The sequence below is a fragment of the Mesorhizobium sp. URHB0026 genome (genome assembly GCF_054059755.1).
The window spans coordinates 3878473-3893864 of record NZ_JBSSCN010000001.1 but is presented as its reverse complement, the minus strand read 5'-3'; the positions used below and the strand labels follow the sequence as shown (position 1 = coordinate 3893864).

Sequence of the window (15392 nt, the reverse complement as noted above, 5' to 3'; positions counted from 1 at the left end):
AAAAACCCGTCGTCGTTGACACGGCGTTTGGTTGTGAGAATAGTGGCGAGCGCCAATCCGAACGCCGGTACTCTACCCGAAAAAACGGAACGCGAAGCGACGCAGGTTGGGGTCCTGATTTCGCTTCTAAAAGGCCAGCGCCCGGCACGATTGGCACTTTCGATTCACGACTAACGTTCTGGGAGGAAATAGTCCATGCGAGTAGGTCTTTACGACAAACTGGTACGTGCCGGCGCCACAAGGCGTGACATATTGAAGGGCGCGGCCTCGATGGCCGCGATCGCGGCCGCATCTGGCGCCGGACTTGGCGCGCTGACGCGCCCGGCTTCCGCCGCAAGCGAACTGCGCTCGAAAATCCTGCAGATCCCCGGGGTTGGCAAAGGCCAACCGACAGACGCCGATTTCCAGAAGGTCGGCGAGCTTTGCCTGGAGGCGACCAAGGCCAATGTCAAGGAAGGCGAGTTCGCCGGCGTCGAGCTCACCTTCATGGGCCTCAATAACCAGAACCTGCACAACGTCCTGTTCCGTGGTTTCCTGAAGCCGTGGGAAACCTATACCGGCGCCAAGATCAGCTGGATCGACCTGGCGCAGGCCGACTACAACGCCCGCCTGCAGCAGTCGATCGCCACCGGCACCGTCGACTTCGACATCATCGAGATGGGCGCGCCGTTCGAGGGCGACGTCTGCGGCAAGGGCCTGACTTCGGAGATGCCCGACTGGGTCAAGAAGCAGATCGACTTCGACGATCTCGTCAACTACCTCAAGCCGCCCGTCGGCACCTGGGATGGCAAGCAGTACCGGGTCACCATCGACGGCGACGCGCACAATTTCAACTACCGCACCGACGTGTTTGCCGACGCCGACCTCGCCAAGCAGTGGAAGGATGGCGGGGCGACGAGCGAATGGGGCGTGCCTAAGACCTGGCAAGAGGTTCAGGCAGTGACCAAGTTCCTGAAAGGCAAGAAGTTCAAGGGTCAGGACGTCTACGGCTATCTCGACGCGCCCAAGCCCTGGGGCGGGTTCGGCTTCTACTTCCTTGGCAGCCGTGCCACCGCCTACGCCAAGCACCCCGACGACAAGGCCTGGCTGTTCGACGCCGACACGATGAAGCCACGCGTCAACAATCCGGCCTGGGTACGCGCCATCCAGGACGTCATCGACGCCCTGCCGTCGGAGCCGGCCGACCAGATCAATGCCGACCCGAACACCACCGCCTTCCAGCAGTTCCTGGCCGGCACCGGCTCGATGATCCCCTGGTGGGGTGACGTCGGCTCGAACGTCAAGACCAATGACAGCTCGGTCATCGGCGATGTCACCGGCTTCTCGATCCTGCCGGGCTCCGACGATGTCTACAACTCCAAGACCGGCAAGTGGGAGAAGCTCGCCAGCGGCCCGAACTATGCGCCCAACTGCGCCTATCTCGGCTGGGGCGTCTATGTAATGGCCCGCGTCGATAGCGACGAAAAGAAAAAGAAGGCGGCATGGTCGGCTGCCGCCCATCTCGGCGGCAAGGACCTGTCGATCTGGACGGCGATGTATCCGTCGGGCTTCCAGCCCTATCGCAATTCGCACTTCGACATTCCGGAGTGGGTGGCGGCCGGCTACGACGAGGCGTTCATCACCTCGTATCTGAAGTCGGAAGGCGACAGCTACAACCACCCCAACGCGGCGATCGAGCCGCGCATCCCCGGCATCTTCCAGTATTACAGCGCCGCCGAGGATATCCTGGCCAACACCTTCGCCGGCAAGATGAAGGCGCAGGAAGGCGCCGATGCCATCGCAGCCGCCTGGGAGAAGCTGACCGACCAGATCGGCCGCGACAAGCAGATCAAGCTCTACAAGGCTTCGCTCGGCATGTAGGCTACCCTATGAACCGTGGTCCGGCGGCAACGCCGGGCCACAGCCTTCCCTTCCAACCGGGCGAGATTTGTGGCTGACCAGACTTCGACCGCGACCCGGTGGCCGGCAGACGCCACCCCCTATGATCTGATCCCGCCGGGCCGCAGGCGTCTGGGCTGGGCGCTGATGGCGATTGCCACGCTTGGCCTGCTGGCCACGATCGTGCTGCAGATTCTCTACAAGACCGAGGTCGATCCGATCGGCTTCGAGACATGGCGGCCCGTGGTCTACGCCTATGTGCTGTGGGGTGTGGCGATCGGCATCGGCCAGGTTCTGACACGTGGCGAGGACGGCCAGCGCGCGCTGTTCCTGCTGCCGGCCCTGTTGTTCACCATTGCGATGGTGATCTTCCCGACCCTGTTCGGCTTCTACATCGCGCTTACCGACTGGAATCTCTCCTCCTTCAGCGGCCGCCGGTTCAACGGGCTCGACAATTTCTGGCAGATGCTCGCCGATCCCTACTACCGCAACGCCCTGTTCAACATGGTGCTCTATGTCCTGGCGGTGCTGGTCGAATATGTCATCGCCTTTGGTCTGGCGCTGCTGCTCAACGCGCAGATCCGGGCTCGAAAATTCTTCCGGGTGGTGTTCCTGATGCCGCTCATGCTATCGCCGGTCGCGGTCTCGTGGATGATCGGCAAGTCGCTGATGGAATACCGCTTTGGACCGGCAGCCACGCTGGCGCGCCATCTCGGCTGGGAAGACCCCGCCTTCTTCTCGAACCCGATCACCGCCCGCATCTCGATCATGCTGCTGGACGCCTGGACCTTCATTCCATTCATGATGATCATGCTGCTGGCGGGGCTGCAGGCGATGTCGCGCGAGGTGCTGGAGGCGGCACGTGTCGACGGCGCCACGCCCTGGCAGACCTTCTGGCAGGTCACGTTCCCGCTGATGCTGCCGGTGTCGGTGACGGCGGTGATCCTGCGCATCATCTTCAAGCTGAAGCTTGCCGACATCATCATCACGGTCACCTCGGGCGGTCCGGGCGGCGCCACCGATTCGGTCTCGAGCTTCATCTATCGCGAGTACCGCGACCGCTCGAATGTCGGCTATGGCACCATGCTGGCGATGGCGTATCTCGTCATCATCGTGGTGTTCGTGACCTGGCTGTTGAAGTTCGCCAGCCGTTTCGTCCGCAATGTGAATTAGGTAGAGATGAGCGTTCAGACCACCGACTACGTTGCATCCGAAATCCGCTCGCCGGCGAGCTTCCTCGCCAGCCGCGTCTTCATCTATGGCGCGCTCGCCTGCTGGGGCTTCATCTGCCTGTTTCCAATCTATTGGACCATCACCACATCGTTCAAGACGGCGGTGGATGTCACGCAGGGCCACCTCATCCCGTTCGTCGACTTCCAGCCGGATTGGAAAGGCTGGCGATCGCTTGGCCTGTCGCCGGACTCGATCTTCCAGACATCGACCGTGCGCGACGAGTTCCTCAAGCGCTTCATGAATTCGGTCATCACCTCGGTTGGCGCGTCGAGCCTGGCGATCATCATCGGCAGCCTCGCCGCCTATGGCCTGACCCGCTACCGCTACCATTTCGCCTGGTTCAAGAACGAAGACATCTCCTTCTTCTTCCTGTCGCAGCTCATCCTGCCGCCGGTGGTGCTGGCCCTGCCCTTCCTGGTGCTCTACCGCGAAGTCGGATTGCTCGATACCCGTGTCGGGCTGATCCTGCTCTACACGCTGATGGTGCTGCCGATCGTGATCTGGATCATGCGCGACCAGTTCAATTCCATCCCCGTCGAACTAGAGGAAGCAGCCCTCGTCGACGGCCTGTCGATCTGGGGCGCCTTTTTCCGTATCGTCATGCCGATCGCGCTGCCGGGCATGGTGGCCGCCTTCATCCTGGCGATGGTGCTGTGCTGGAACGAGTACTTCTTCGCCGCTCTTTTGACCTCGACGGACGCCAAGACTATCCCCGTCATGGTTGCCAGCCAGACGGGCTCGCAAGGCATCAACTGGTGGTCGATGGCGGCGCTTGCCACCGCGGCCATCGCGCCGCTTGCCATTATCGGCATCGCGCTGGAGCGCTACCTGATCATGGGCATGACCGCTGGCGCGGTGAAGTGACCGGGCGTCTTCACCCTCCCCTCCCGGGGAGAAGGTCGCGCTAGTCTAGGACTTCAGGATCGCGCGCAGATGATCCATGATCATGGCGACGCCCTTCTGTCCAAGTGCTGCCGAACCCTCCGCCGCAGTCGCCGTATACCAGCTTTTGTTGTCCGCGAAATGCGCGGCGTCCACCGCTTCCGGGCATAGCGCCAGCATCAGCGATGTCTCGCCGATGCCGGCATGGTCGAACGGATATTTGCCGTTCATGGCGGCAGGCATCAGCGGATGCACCTGCACCCAGTTGAAGAAGTTCTCGCCCTCGGCATGTCCGGCATAGTAGTCGGCCATCGTCTCGGAGCCCCACCAGCCCTCGCCACGCTGCTTCTCGAGGAAGCGGAAGATCGCCTGCCTGCCAGCTGTCTTGAAGGCGAGGTCCGTCGGCATGCCGGCGGCGAAATTCTCGGTCTGGTGATGAATGATGGCGTGGATGTTGCGAAACCCAATGCGCAGCAGGCTGTAGAACAGCGCCTCGCCGAATGGCGCCAGTTGATTGCCGCCGACCTGGACGGAGCCGCTGCCTTCCGGCGGTGCCACCGCGTAACTCGCCGCGCCATAGTAGAAGGGCGGCAGGATGACGACATCGCTTTCTTTTTCGAACAACTCTAGCGTCTTGACGACCGCCAGCGTGTCCATGCCGACGGCCATGTGCTCGCCATGGTATTCGAGCACGCCGAGCGGCAGCGCGACTGGCCAATTCTGGGCGATCGCCTTGCGGATCTGGTGCGGCAGCATCAGTTCATAGCGCATGACCTATTCCATGTTGGTGTGGCGGGCGCGCATGGCTTCCGGCAACGCCGCGGTCATGTCCCTGAGTTTCAGCACCATGATCTCGAACAGCAGGAACAACGCGCCCTCGAACACCGAGCCCATCGGCAGCACCGACGTCTTTTGCGGCCCCTGATCGTCGGCCATGGTCTGCGCCGGGATCAGCAGCGTCAAATCGGCCAGCCCTGCGGCGCTGCCGCCTGCCTGGGCGGTCAGGAGCAGGACGGTCGCGCCTGCCTGGCGCGCGATTCGCATCAGGGTGAGTACGGTCGAGGTTTCGCCGGGCCCGGAACTGACAAGCAGGACATCGCCCTGCCCTACAGGCGGGGTGGTCATGTCGCCGACGACCGAAACCGGCAGGCCCAGATGATAAAGCCGCATGGCGAAGCCCTTCACCTGCAAGGCCTCGCGGCCGCAGCCATGGACGACAATTTGTCTGGCACCGACCAGCATCCCACAGGCGGCGTCGATCCGATCGCCATCGACGCGCGCCAGCACCGCGCCAAGCTCGTCGAGCGCGGTCTTGAACATCTCCGAGCTGGAGTTGCTCACGGCCACGCCGCCTGCGCGCCAGCAATCGAATTGGATTGGCAATTCCTGATCACGCTTTTCCCCGGAACAGCTTGATTTCGTTCATGCTAGCAACCGGGAAAATGCGTGTCCAACGCTCAGCGGCGCTTTTGCCAAGCCACGAGCGTGATAGTGTCATGTCAGACAAAGCAATCCGGGAAAATTTCAAGATATGAAGACACGGCATTTCGACCGCATCGGCAATGGCGGCATCACCTTCACGGAGCTGGGTTTCGGTACCGCGCCGCTCGGCAATCTTTACCGCCCCGTCTCGGACGAGGACGCCAATGCGACGCTAGAGGCCGCCTGGGCGACCGGCTGCCGCTACTATGACACCGCGCCCCTCTATGGGCTCGGCCTGTCGGAAACACGTCTCAACCCGTTCCTGCGCTCCAGGAGGCGCGACGACTACGTGCTGTCGAGCAAGGTCGGCCGCATCATGCGCGCCTGCCCGCCAGATGAGCGCACCGGCATCGGCAAGTTCTTCGACACGCCGTCGCGCAAGGAGGTCTACGATTACAGCTATGACGGCGTCATGCGCTCGTTCGAGGCCTCGCTGGAGCGGCTTGGCGTCGACCGCATCGACATCCTGTTCGTGCACGATGTCGATATCTTCACCCACGGCAGCAAGGAGGCGTCCGACCGGCGCGTCGAGGAGTTCATGCGCTCGGGCTATTATGGCCTGCTCGCCTTGCGCGACCAAGGCGTCATCAAGGCGTTCGGCGGCGGCATCAACGAATGGCAGGTGGCCCAGACCCTGGCCGAGCGCGGCGATTTCGACCTATTCCTGCTTGCCGGTCGCTATACGCTATTGGAACAGGAGGCGCTGACATCGTTCCTGCCGCTTTGCCAGAAACGCGGCATCGGCATCGTTCTCGGCGGACCATACAATTCCGGCATCCTGGCCACCGGACCGAAGCCCGGCGCTTACTACAATTATTCCGAGGCGCCGCAGGATGTGCTCGATCGCGTGACGCGCATCGAGGCCGTCTGCAAGCGCCATGGGGTCAGGTTGATCGAAGCCGCCCTGCAGTTCCCGCTGTTGCACCCGTCTGTGGTTTCAGTCATCCCCGGCGGTCAGCGGCCCGAAGAAGTCGAGAGCAATCGCTCGCTGCTGGACGCGAAACTCCCTGCATCGCTCTGGGCCGATCTCAAGAACGAAGGCCTCATGCGCGCCGACGCCCCGGCAGCTTGAGGAGCTACCGTCCGGCCCAATACGGATCCGAAAAAGAAAAGCCGGGCAAGCCCGGCTTTTCTGGTTTTTCAAAAATCAAAACGCGCTTAGTTGACGGCGTCCTTGAGACCTTTGCCGGCCGAGAACTTCGGCACGGTGCGCGCCGGGATCTTCACTTCGGCGCCGGTCTGCGGGTTGCGGCCGGTGGATGCGGCGCGCTTTGACACGGTGAAATTGCCAAAGCCGACAAGCCGGACATCGCCGCCCTTCTTCAGTTCGCCGGAGATGACAGAAAACACTGCATCGACCGCGGACTGCGCGTCACCCTTCGAAATGCTCGCGGCGTCGGCGACAGCGGACACCAGTTCGTTCTTGTTCATAAAAATTCCCTTCCATGAGAACACCGGAACTCACGACTCATCCGGCAGGAAACGGACTTTAGAAAGAAGCGTTCCCGCAACCAAGTCGAAAAGGCAGGAAAAAAGCGGAAAAAGCCCGGAATTCCGGGGTTTTTCACATGAAAAAGCCGGGCGCGAGGCCCGGCTTTCTGTTTGTGCGCTGCAACCTTAGAAAAAACTAATGCGCAAGCGACTTTCCAGCGTCATCGCTCGTGTCCGTGGAAGCCGGCGGATTGACCGGTTCGACCCATTCGATCGGCTCCGGCATCCGCACCAGCGCGTGGCGCAACACCTCACCGACGCGTGAGACCGGAATGATTTCCATGCCGTTCTTCACGTTATCCGGGATCTCCGCCAGATCCTTGGCGTTGTCTTCCGGGATCAGCACCTTCTTGATGCCGCCGCGCAACGCGGCGAGCAGCTTCTCCTTGAGGCCGCCGATCGGCAAGATACGACCGCGAAGCGTTATCTCGCCAGTCATCGCCACATCGGCCCGCACCGGAATGCCCGTCAGCACCGACACGATAGCCGTGGCCATGGCGGCACCGGCGGACGGACCGTCCTTCGGCGTGGCGCCTTCCGGCAAGTGCACGTGGATGTCGCGCTTGTCGAACAGCGGCGGCTCGATGCCGAAATCGATGGCGCGCGAGCGGACATAGGAGGCCGCCGCCGAGATCGATTCCTTCATCACGTCGCGCAGATTGCCGGTCACCGTCATGCGGCCCTTGCCAGGCATCATGACGCCTTCGACCGTCAGCAGCTCGCCGCCGACTTCCGTCCAGGCAAGACCGGTGACGACACCGACCTGATCGTCAGCCTCGACCTGGCCGAAGCGGTAGCGCTGAACACCGAGATAGTCGGCGAGGTTCGCCGCCGTGATGCTCACCGTCTTCTTCTTCGTCTTCAGGATCTCGGTCACCGCCTTGCGCCCGAGCTTCATCAGCTCGCGCTCCAGGCTTCTGACGCCCGCTTCACGGGTGTAGGTCTGGATGATGGCGCGGATCGCGTCCTCACCGACGGAGAACTCCTTTGGCTGCAGCGCGTGATCGCGGATCACCTTCGGCATCAGGTGCCGCTTGGCGATTTCGATCTTCTCGTCCTCGGTGTAGCCGGCGATACGGATGATCTCCATGCGGTCCATCAGGGGCGCAGGGATGTTCAGCGTGTTCGCCGTCGTCACAAACATCACGCTCGACAGGTCGTATTCGACCTCGAGATAGTGGTCCATGAACGTCGAGTTCTGTTCGGGGTCGAGCACCTCGAGCAGCGCGGACGACGGGTCGCCACGGAAGTCCTGGCCCATCTTGTCGATCTCGTCGAGCAGGAACAGCGGGTTGGACTTCTTGGCCTTCTTCATCGACTGGATGACCTTGCCGGGCATCGAGCCGATATAGGTGCGCCGGTGGCCACGGATCTCGGCCTCGTCACGCACGCCGCCAAGCGCCATGCGGATGAATTCGCGACCGGTCGCCTTGGCGATCGACTTGCCGAGCGAGGTCTTGCCGACGCCGGGAGGGCCGACGAGGCACAGGATCGGCCCCTTGAGCTTCTTCTGGCGGCTTTGCACGGCAAGGTACTCGACGATGCGGTCCTTGACCTTGTCGAGGCCGAAGTGATCGGTATCGAGCACGTTCTGCGCATAGGCCAGGTCCTGCTTGACCTTGGAGTTCTTGCCCCACGGGATCGACAGCAGCCAATCGAGATAGTTGCGCACGACAGTCGATTCGGCCGACATCGGCGACATCGTCCTGAGCTTCTTCAATTCGGCGTCCGCCTTTTCGCGGGCCTCCTTGGAGAGCTTGGTCTTCTTGATGCGAGCCTCGATCTCGGCGGCCTCGTCGCGGCCGTCCTCGCCCTCGCCGAGTTCCTTCTGGATCGCCTTCATTTGCTCGTTGAGGTAGTATTCGCGCTGCGTCTTCTCCATCTGGCGCTTGACGCGCGAGCGGATGCGCTTCTCCACCTGCAGGACGGAGATTTCGGCTTCCATGAAGCCCATCGCCTTTTCCAGCCGCTCCTTGACGGAAAGCGTGGCCAGCATTTCCTGCTTTTCAGGGATCTTGATGGCAAGATGCGAGGCAACCGTGTCGGCGAGCTTGGAATAGTCGTCGATCTGGCTGGCGGCACCCACCACTTCGGGCGAGATCTTCTTGTTCAGCTTGACGTAGTTCTCGAAGTCGGTGACGACCGAGCGGGCCAGGGCCTCGACCTCGACCTCTTCCTCTTCCGGTTCGACCAGAGCCGTGGCCTTGGCCTCGTGGAAATCGGGACGGTCGGTGAAGGAGACGATTTTCGCACGCGAAGCGCCTTCGACCAGAACCTTGACGGTGCCGTCGGGCAGCTTCAACAATTGCAGCACATTGGCGAGCGTGCCGATGTCGAAGATCGCATCGGGCTCGGGATCGTCATCGGCGGCATTCATCTGGGTGGCAAGCAGGATCTGCTTTTCCTGACCCATCACCTCTTCCAGCGCCTTGATCGACTTTTCGCGCCCGACGAAGAGCGGAACGATCATATGCGGGAACACCACGATGTCGCGCAGTGGGAGGACCGCGAAGACGCCGTCGCTGGGAGCCTTGGATATTTTGGCCATTGTCCAACCTTTCATGTCGCGGCCACCATCAGGCCAACCGCGAATCTCATATTAACGACCGGGGATCGTTCCGCCTACCACCGTTTATGACGGGAGTTTTACAGCACAGAAATCGGGCACCTCGGCCTTCTCGTGTTAGGTGGAGGCAGGCGGGCCAAAGATCAAGAGTTAACATCGTCCGCAATCCACTCCATCCCGAAGGTTTGCCGGTCCCTCACAGCAAAACGGCGCCGCAGGGGCGCCGTTCCACAAAATATTGGGCCAGGTGCCATATCAGGCGCTGACATTGCCCTTCTTTTCCTTCTGTTCGGAATAGATGTAGAGCGGCCGGGCGCTGCCGGTCACCACCTCTTCCGAAATCACAACCTCGCGCACGCCTTCGAGCGCGGGCAATTCGAACATCGTGTCGAGCAGGATCGCTTCCATGATCGAACGCAGGCCGCGCGCGCCGGTCTTGCGCTCGATGGCGCGCTTGGCGATCGCCGAAAGCGCGTTCTCGTGGAAGGTCAGATCGACATTTTCCATCTCGAACAGGCGCTGGTACTGCTTGACCAGCGCATTCTTCGGCTCGGTCAGGATTTGGATCAGTGCTGGCTCGTCGAGATCCTCCAGCGTCGCCAGGACCGGCAGACGGCCGACGAACTCCGGAATGAGGCCGAATTTCAACAGATCCTCGGGCTCGACGAGGCGGAAAACATCACCCGTGCGGCGATCCTCCGGCGAGGCGACGACAGCTCCGAAGCCGATCGAGGTTTTCCTGCCGCGATCCGAAATGATCTTGTCCAGCCCGGCGAAGGCGCCGCCGCAGATGAACAGGATGTTGGCGGTGTCGACCTGCAGGAACTCCTGCTGTGGGTGCTTGCGGCCGCCCTGCGGCGGCACGGAGGCGACCGTGCCTTCCATGATCTTGAGCAGCGCCTGTTGCACGCCCTCGCCCGACACGTCGCGGGTGATCGAAGGATTGTCGGACTTGCGTGAAATCTTGTCGATCTCGTCGATGTAGACGATGCCGCGCTGGGCGCGCTCGACATTGTAGTCGGCCGACTGCAGCAGCTTCAGGATGATGTTCTCGACGTCTTCGCCGACGTAACCGGCCTCGGTCAGCGTCGTGGCGTCGGCCATGGTGAAGGGTACGTCGATGATACGGGCCAGCGTCTGTGCCAGCAGCGTCTTGCCGCAGCCGGTCGGGCCGATCAGCAGGATGTTGGACTTGGCCAGCTCGACATCGTTGTTCTTGCCGGCATGCGCGAGGCGCTTGTAGTGGTTGTGGACGGCCACCGACAGCACGCGCTTGGCGTAGGGCTGGCCGATGACATAGTCGTCGAGGACCTTGAGGATCTCCTGCGGGGTCGGCACGCCCTCGCGCGACTTCACCATCGAGGTCTTGTTCTCCTCGCGGATGATATCCATGCACAGCTCGACGCACTCGTCGCAGATGAACACCGTCGGGCCGGCGATCAGCTTGCGCACCTCGTGCTGGCTCTTGCCGCAAAACGAGCAATAAAGCGTGTTCTTGGAATCACCGCTGTTGTTGCCGACCTTGCTCATTTTCATGTCCTTTCATGGCCGCCCGCCGATGGTCTGGCTGAAAGGGCGCATACTCTATTTATCGCGGGAATCCGCCGCCGCCAGTCTTCCGGCCCCCGCAACGTATTCCGTACGAAACACAAATCAGAAAACGTGGCAATGATTCGCAGCTTCCCCTCGCAAAGCTAAGCCGTCGAAAATCAACATAGCCTTAACGTAGGCAATCCCGACCTCCGAGGGAACAGCCAATTGTGGCCGAAATGACGCAAGACACGCCAAAAGCGCGTGATGGTGCCATCCAACTGCCAACTAGCCTTTATGCCAACGCCCCCTCGGCCGCCTCGCGCGACGAAATGACCTTGTCGATCAGGCCAAAATCCTTGGCCTCGTCGGCGGTCATGAAATGGTCCCGGTCGAGCGTCTTCTCGATGTCCTCATAGCTCTTGCCGGTGTGCTTGACATAGACCTCGTTGAGGCGACGCTTCAGCTTGATGATGTCCTGGGCGTGACGCTCGATATCGGACGCCTGCCCCTGGAAGCCGCCGGACGGCTGGTGAACCATGATGCGGGCGTTGGGCGTGGCGAAACGCATGTCCTTGTGGCCGGCGGTCAGCAGCAGCGAGCCCATCGAGGCCGCCTGGCCGATGCACAGCGTCGACACGGCCGGCTTGATGAACTGCATGGTGTCGTAGATCGCCATGCCCGAGGTGACGACGCCGCCCGGCGAATTGATGTAGAGGTTGATTTCCTTCTTCGGGTTCTCGGCTTCGAGGAACAGGAGTTGCGCGCAGACCAGCGTCGCCATGCCGTCCTCGACCGGACCGGTGATGAAAATGATGCGCTCCTTGAGGAGGCGCGAGAAAATGTCGTAGGCCCGCTCGCCGCGATTGGTCTGTTCGACCACCATCGGAACGAGGTTCATGTAGGTTTCGACGGGATTCTTCATCAGTTATCTCTTGTCTCGCGGTGGGATTCCGGCGCCGGACAGGCTGGCAGCTCGGGCAGAATCGGTTCTGGATCGTTAAGATGTAAATAGGATGCCGGCTCATCCTTGTGCAAGGCCGACCCGTCCTAGCCACCTGGGTAAGTCGAATCAAGCTTCCGGGCAAGAATTAGCAACAGCTGATGCCACGCCGACCTAAATACCGAGCCGGCTCCGCCAGGGTAGCAGTTTCTTAACCTCGTGGCTTAAGGAAATGCGCCAAAATGCTTTTCTCGGCAACGGCGTCCCCTACAATTCAACGTTGAACTTGTGCCTACAGTTCATACGGGGAGTGCCATGTCCGGGAAAACCGCATGCTTCACCATTGCCGGGCTGACCATGCTCGGCTCGATTTCGCAAACGGCGGCCGGCGGTCGCGCCGTCGAATGCTACGAGCCCGTCCACACACCGGCCGTTTACGACACCGTCTACGAAAACGTCATGGTCAGCCCTCCCGGCCAGCAGATCGTCGACTACGATCCGCCGATCCATGGCACGCGCGAGCGTGTGGTGATGACTGTGCCGGCCCAGGTTCGGTATGAGGTGGTGCCTGCGGTCACCAGGACCGTCTACCATACAGTGAGGGTCGATGGCGGCAGCTATTCCTGGGAATGGCGCGTCATCCATGGCCGCCGCGTGTTGTGCAAGGTTTGGCACAAGGCACGCTATGAACGCGTCGCCGAGACGGCGGTGATCCAGCCCGAGCGCACGCGGCGCGTCGTCATTCCGGCGCAATATGACAGCATCGCCGAGGAGGTGCTGGTGCGGCCCGAGCAAAGGCGCGTCATCGATATTCCCGCCGCCTACCAGACCGTCCCGCGCCGCGTGCTGGTGCGCGAAGGGTCATCCAGCTGGCGGCGGGTGCATATTCCAAGGCACTGCCAGGACTAGACTTAGGCCACCTCGGCCCGCAGCCAGGCCTTAAGACCGGCGACATCGCCATCGCCAATGGCTTTGGCCACGCGACGCCCGACCGCCGCGCCGAACTTGTAGCCATGGCCCGAGCAAGCCGAGACGACCAGGCACTTGCCGGTCTCATGTGCCAGGAATTTCTCGTCCTCGGTGAACGTGTAGGCGCAGGTGACCACTTCGGTCACCTTGTACTCCTCGATGCGGGCGATCGGCGGCGAAAACAGGTTGCGTATCGCCTCGCCCTCGCCGGGCACCGGCTCGCGGTTCCAGTCGGCGTCGCTGGTCGGCACCTTATGCAGGCCCGAGCCGAATTTCATGCCGGCACCCCGCGTAAGCGGGATCATATAGCCGTCGGTCGTGCCGCCGACATCGAGAATGACGGGCGCCGCCTCCCAAGCGGCCCTGAGGTCGGCTGGCGGGTCGACATAGGCGAGCGCGGTGCGAAAGGTTTTCAATTCGCCGCCGAGTTCGGGAAATAGCTTCAGCACCCAAGCGCCAGCGGCAACGACGATGCGGTCGGCCTGCATCGTCTCGCCGGATTCGAGCACGATATGGCCGGCCTCTGCATCGATCTCCGTCACCTTGCTGTGGTCGTAGACGTTGGCTCCATTGGTACGCAGCCATTTAGCCAGCCCAGCCGCTATTTTGCGGCAATGCAGCGCGCCGCCCTCGGGCGAAAAATAGGCGTAGCGGAACGAGCCGGTCTCAAGGAACGGCCAGCGCTCGACGGCTGCGTCCGGTCCCAGCAATTCGTAAGGGAATTTTCCTTCTTCCAGGCCCTCGCGGTATTCCTCGGCCTCGTCGCCGGGCTCGCGCGAAACGCAGACGAAGCCCCGCGCGTCGAGGTGGTTCTCGCCGAGATCAGCCCACATCTCGTCCCAGGCCTCGTAGGCTTCAGTGATCAGCAGCCCATAACCGGTGCCGGCGCGGTAGGCGCGGCGGATGATGCGGTGATGGTCGCCCGACGCCGCCAGCGGATTGGGGATCGGCCCCTGCTCGACGACCGACACGGCGTGGCCGGCCTTGACCAGCGACCACGCCGTGGACAGACCGGCGATACCCGCGCCGACAACGATCACATTCATCCGTTCAGACCTTCCGCAACCCTACTGGCTCAATGCATCGGGCTGTCGGACGCAACATACGGTCTGGAACCGGGCTGGCAAGCCGCGCTATGGGTCTGGCATGACCAAATCGACGCTCTCCTATCTGGCCTTCGATCCAGCCGCTCGCCGGCTCAGACTCGACCCGCGCGAACCGGCTTTCTTCCTGAATCCTTACGAGGCCTACGGCTTTCTGCACGAAGCTTCGAATGCGTTTTTCTGGGAAGAATTCGGCTTCTGGTGCTTTGGCGGCTTCGGCGACGTCAACCGGCTGTTGCGCGACCGCCGTTTCGGCCGCCAGAACCCGGCCGGCATCCCCGACAGCCGCGGTGTCGGCCGACACAGGACCCATCTCGAGGCATTCGACGGCATCGAAGCCAATTCGATGCTGGAGCTGGAGCCGCCGGTGCATACGCGGCTGAGAACACTGGTCAACCGTGCTTTCGTCTCCCGTCAGGTCGAACGGTTGCGGCCGCGCGTCGAGGCGCTTGCCAACGAATTGATCGATCGTTTCGAACCTGGCAAGGCCGTCGACCTCCTGCCGGCCTTCGCGTCCCCGCTGCCAATCACCATCATCGCCGAAATGCTTGGGGTGCCGCTGGAGATGGGGCCGCGACTGCTCGACTGGTCACATCAAATGGTCGCCATGTATATCCATGGCCGCACCCGTGAGACCGAGGAGACGGCCAACCGTGCCGCGGGCGAATTTTCCGATTTCCTGCGCGGCTACGTGACCGAGCGGCGCAAAAAGCCGGGCGATGACCTGCTGTCGCTGCTGATCTCGGCTCAGGAGGACGGCCAGAAACTGTCAGAGGACGAGTTGGTCTCCTCGGCCATCCTGCTGCTCAACGCCGGCCATGAAGCAACCGTGCACCAGACAGGCAATGCCGTCCACTCCATCCTGGCACAAGGCGGCGACCCGCGCCGCTTCTTTACCTCGCCGGAGGCGACGGCAGCCACGGTCGAGGAATGCCTGCGTTTCGACGCGCCGCTGCACATGTTCATGCGCTATGCCTACGAGGAAATCCAAATCGCGCCCGGCATCGTCGTGCGGCCGGGCCAGACGATCGGACTTTTGCTGGGCATGGCCAATCATGATCCGCACGCCTTCGCCGGACCTCGGGCCTTCCGGCCGGAGCGGACCGACCAGAAGAATGTATCATTCGGCGCCGGTATCCATTTCTGCATCGGTGCGCCGCTGGCCCGCCTCGAACTGCAGGTTTCGCTGAGGACCTTGTTCGAGCGGCACCCACAACTGCATCTCGCCGAACAGCCACGCTTCCGCGACACTTACCACTTCCATGGGCTGGAACGACTTGCCGTCGATCTTGGCTAGCGAGTGCCCGGAAATCCG

General features: G+C 62.1%; 13 protein-coding genes. 6 read left to right on the top strand and 7 right to left on the bottom strand.

Going from position 1 to position 15392, the window contains the following annotated elements; genetic code table 11:
• The first annotated feature begins 195 nt into the window (after positions 1 to 195).
• The 3 genes from ACVWWD_RS19020 to ACVWWD_RS19010 all read left to right on the top strand — a co-directional run bounded on the left by ACVWWD_RS19020 (position 196) and on the right by ACVWWD_RS19010 (position 3975).
• Complete coding sequence (locus tag ACVWWD_RS19020; protein WP_023795085.1) at positions 196 to 1860, top strand: ABC transporter substrate-binding protein; 1665 nt, start codon at positions 196 to 198, stop codon at positions 1858 to 1860.
• Positions 1861 to 1929: 69 nt separating this feature from the next.
• Entirely contained in the window at positions 1930 to 3051 is a 1122-nt protein-coding gene (locus ACVWWD_RS19015; RefSeq protein ID WP_031248099.1) for a carbohydrate ABC transporter permease, read from the top strand.
• A gap of 6 nt (positions 3052 to 3057) precedes the next feature.
• Complete coding sequence (locus tag ACVWWD_RS19010; RefSeq protein ID WP_023783845.1) at positions 3058 to 3975, top strand: carbohydrate ABC transporter permease; 918 nt, start codon at positions 3058 to 3060, stop codon at positions 3973 to 3975.
• Between the two features lie 45 nt (positions 3976 to 4020).
• On the opposite strand, the gene ACVWWD_RS19005 is transcribed toward ACVWWD_RS19010, so the two are convergent.
• Both ACVWWD_RS19005 and ACVWWD_RS19000 read right to left on the bottom strand, forming a co-directional pair.
• Positions 4021 to 4764, bottom strand: coding sequence for a creatininase family protein (locus ACVWWD_RS19005; RefSeq protein WP_023783844.1), 744 nt, complete (start codon positions 4762 to 4764; stop codon positions 4021 to 4023).
• 3 nt (positions 4765 to 4767) lie between these two features.
• On the bottom strand, positions 4768 to 5313 hold the full coding sequence (locus ACVWWD_RS19000) for an SIS domain-containing protein (protein ID WP_032922509.1): 546 nt from the start codon (positions 5311 to 5313) through the stop codon (positions 4768 to 4770).
• A gap of 211 nt (positions 5314 to 5524) precedes the next feature.
• Between ACVWWD_RS19000 and ACVWWD_RS18995 the strand changes: the two genes are divergently transcribed.
• Positions 5525 to 6547, top strand: a complete 1023-nt coding sequence (locus ACVWWD_RS18995; protein WP_352549090.1) for an aldo/keto reductase — start codon at positions 5525 to 5527, stop codon at positions 6545 to 6547.
• A gap of 86 nt (positions 6548 to 6633) precedes the next feature.
• Here the strand turns inward: ACVWWD_RS18995 and ACVWWD_RS18990 are convergent, their stop codons facing one another.
• From ACVWWD_RS18990 to clpP, 4 genes are all read right to left on the bottom strand, one after another.
• Entirely contained in the window at positions 6634 to 6906 is a 273-nt protein-coding gene (locus tag ACVWWD_RS18990) for an HU family DNA-binding protein (RefSeq protein WP_015318196.1), read from the bottom strand.
• Positions 6907 to 7102: 196 nt separating this feature from the next.
• Entirely contained in the window at positions 7103 to 9514 is a 2412-nt protein-coding gene (lon, locus tag ACVWWD_RS18985; RefSeq protein WP_015318197.1) for an endopeptidase La, read from the bottom strand.
• Positions 9515 to 9787: 273 nt separating this feature from the next.
• Complete coding sequence (gene clpX, locus ACVWWD_RS18980; protein WP_013532190.1) at positions 9788 to 11062, bottom strand: ATP-dependent Clp protease ATP-binding subunit ClpX; 1275 nt, start codon at positions 11060 to 11062, stop codon at positions 9788 to 9790.
• A gap of 295 nt (positions 11063 to 11357) precedes the next feature.
• Positions 11358 to 11987: an ATP-dependent Clp endopeptidase proteolytic subunit ClpP gene (gene clpP, locus ACVWWD_RS18975; RefSeq protein ID WP_015318198.1), complete on the bottom strand. Its 630-nt coding sequence runs from the start codon at positions 11985 to 11987 to the stop codon at positions 11358 to 11360.
• Between the two features lie 333 nt (positions 11988 to 12320).
• On the opposite strand from clpP, the gene ACVWWD_RS18970 reads away from it, so the two are divergent.
• Positions 12321 to 12914 carry a hypothetical protein gene (locus tag ACVWWD_RS18970; protein ID WP_023783841.1) on the top strand — a complete coding sequence of 198 codons (594 nt, stop codon included), beginning with the start codon at positions 12321 to 12323 and terminating at the stop codon, positions 12912 to 12914.
• 2 nt (positions 12915 to 12916) lie between these two features.
• On the opposite strand, the gene ACVWWD_RS18965 is transcribed toward ACVWWD_RS18970, so the two are convergent.
• Complete coding sequence (locus tag ACVWWD_RS18965) at positions 12917 to 14020, bottom strand: NAD(P)/FAD-dependent oxidoreductase (protein ID WP_023783840.1); 1104 nt, start codon at positions 14018 to 14020, stop codon at positions 12917 to 12919.
• Positions 14021 to 14120: 100 nt separating this feature from the next.
• Here ACVWWD_RS18965 and ACVWWD_RS18960 point away from each other — a divergent pair, with 100 nt between their 5' ends.
• Positions 14121 to 15374, top strand: coding sequence for a cytochrome P450 (locus tag ACVWWD_RS18960; protein ID WP_352549084.1), 1254 nt, complete (start codon positions 14121 to 14123; stop codon positions 15372 to 15374).
• Positions 15375 to 15392: the final 18 nt, after the last annotated feature.

Excerpts from the sequence above, each read along its gene's own strand:
- lon (WP_015318197.1), bottom strand. The coding sequence starts at position 9,514 with ATGGCCAAAATATCCAAGGCTCCCAGCGACGGCGTCTTCGCGGTCCTC.
- ACVWWD_RS18995 (WP_352549090.1), top strand. The coding sequence starts at position 5,525 with ATGAAGACACGGCATTTCGACCGCATCGGCAATGGCGGCATCACCTTC.
- clpP (WP_015318198.1), bottom strand. The coding sequence starts at position 11,987 with ATGAAGAATCCCGTCGAAACCTACATGAACCTCGTTCCGATGGTGGTC.
- ACVWWD_RS19000 (WP_032922509.1), bottom strand. The coding sequence starts at position 5,313 with ATGTTCAAGACCGCGCTCGACGAGCTTGGCGCGGTGCTGGCGCGCGTC.
- ACVWWD_RS18960 (WP_352549084.1), top strand. The coding sequence starts at position 14,121 with ATGACCAAATCGACGCTCTCCTATCTGGCCTTCGATCCAGCCGCTCGC.
- ACVWWD_RS19005 (WP_023783844.1), bottom strand. The coding sequence starts at position 4,764 with ATGCGCTATGAACTGATGCTGCCGCACCAGATCCGCAAGGCGATCGCC.
- ACVWWD_RS19010 (WP_023783845.1), top strand. The coding sequence starts at position 3,058 with ATGAGCGTTCAGACCACCGACTACGTTGCATCCGAAATCCGCTCGCCG.
- ACVWWD_RS18970 (WP_023783841.1), top strand. The coding sequence starts at position 12,321 with ATGTCCGGGAAAACCGCATGCTTCACCATTGCCGGGCTGACCATGCTC.
- ACVWWD_RS18965 (WP_023783840.1), bottom strand. The coding sequence starts at position 14,020 with ATGAATGTGATCGTTGTCGGCGCGGGTATCGCCGGTCTGTCCACGGCG.
- ACVWWD_RS19020 (WP_023795085.1), top strand. The coding sequence starts at position 196 with ATGCGAGTAGGTCTTTACGACAAACTGGTACGTGCCGGCGCCACAAGG.
- clpX (WP_013532190.1), bottom strand. The coding sequence starts at position 11,062 with ATGAGCAAGGTCGGCAACAACAGCGGTGATTCCAAGAACACGCTTTAT.
- ACVWWD_RS18990 (WP_015318196.1), bottom strand. The coding sequence starts at position 6,906 with ATGAACAAGAACGAACTGGTGTCCGCTGTCGCCGACGCCGCGAGCATT.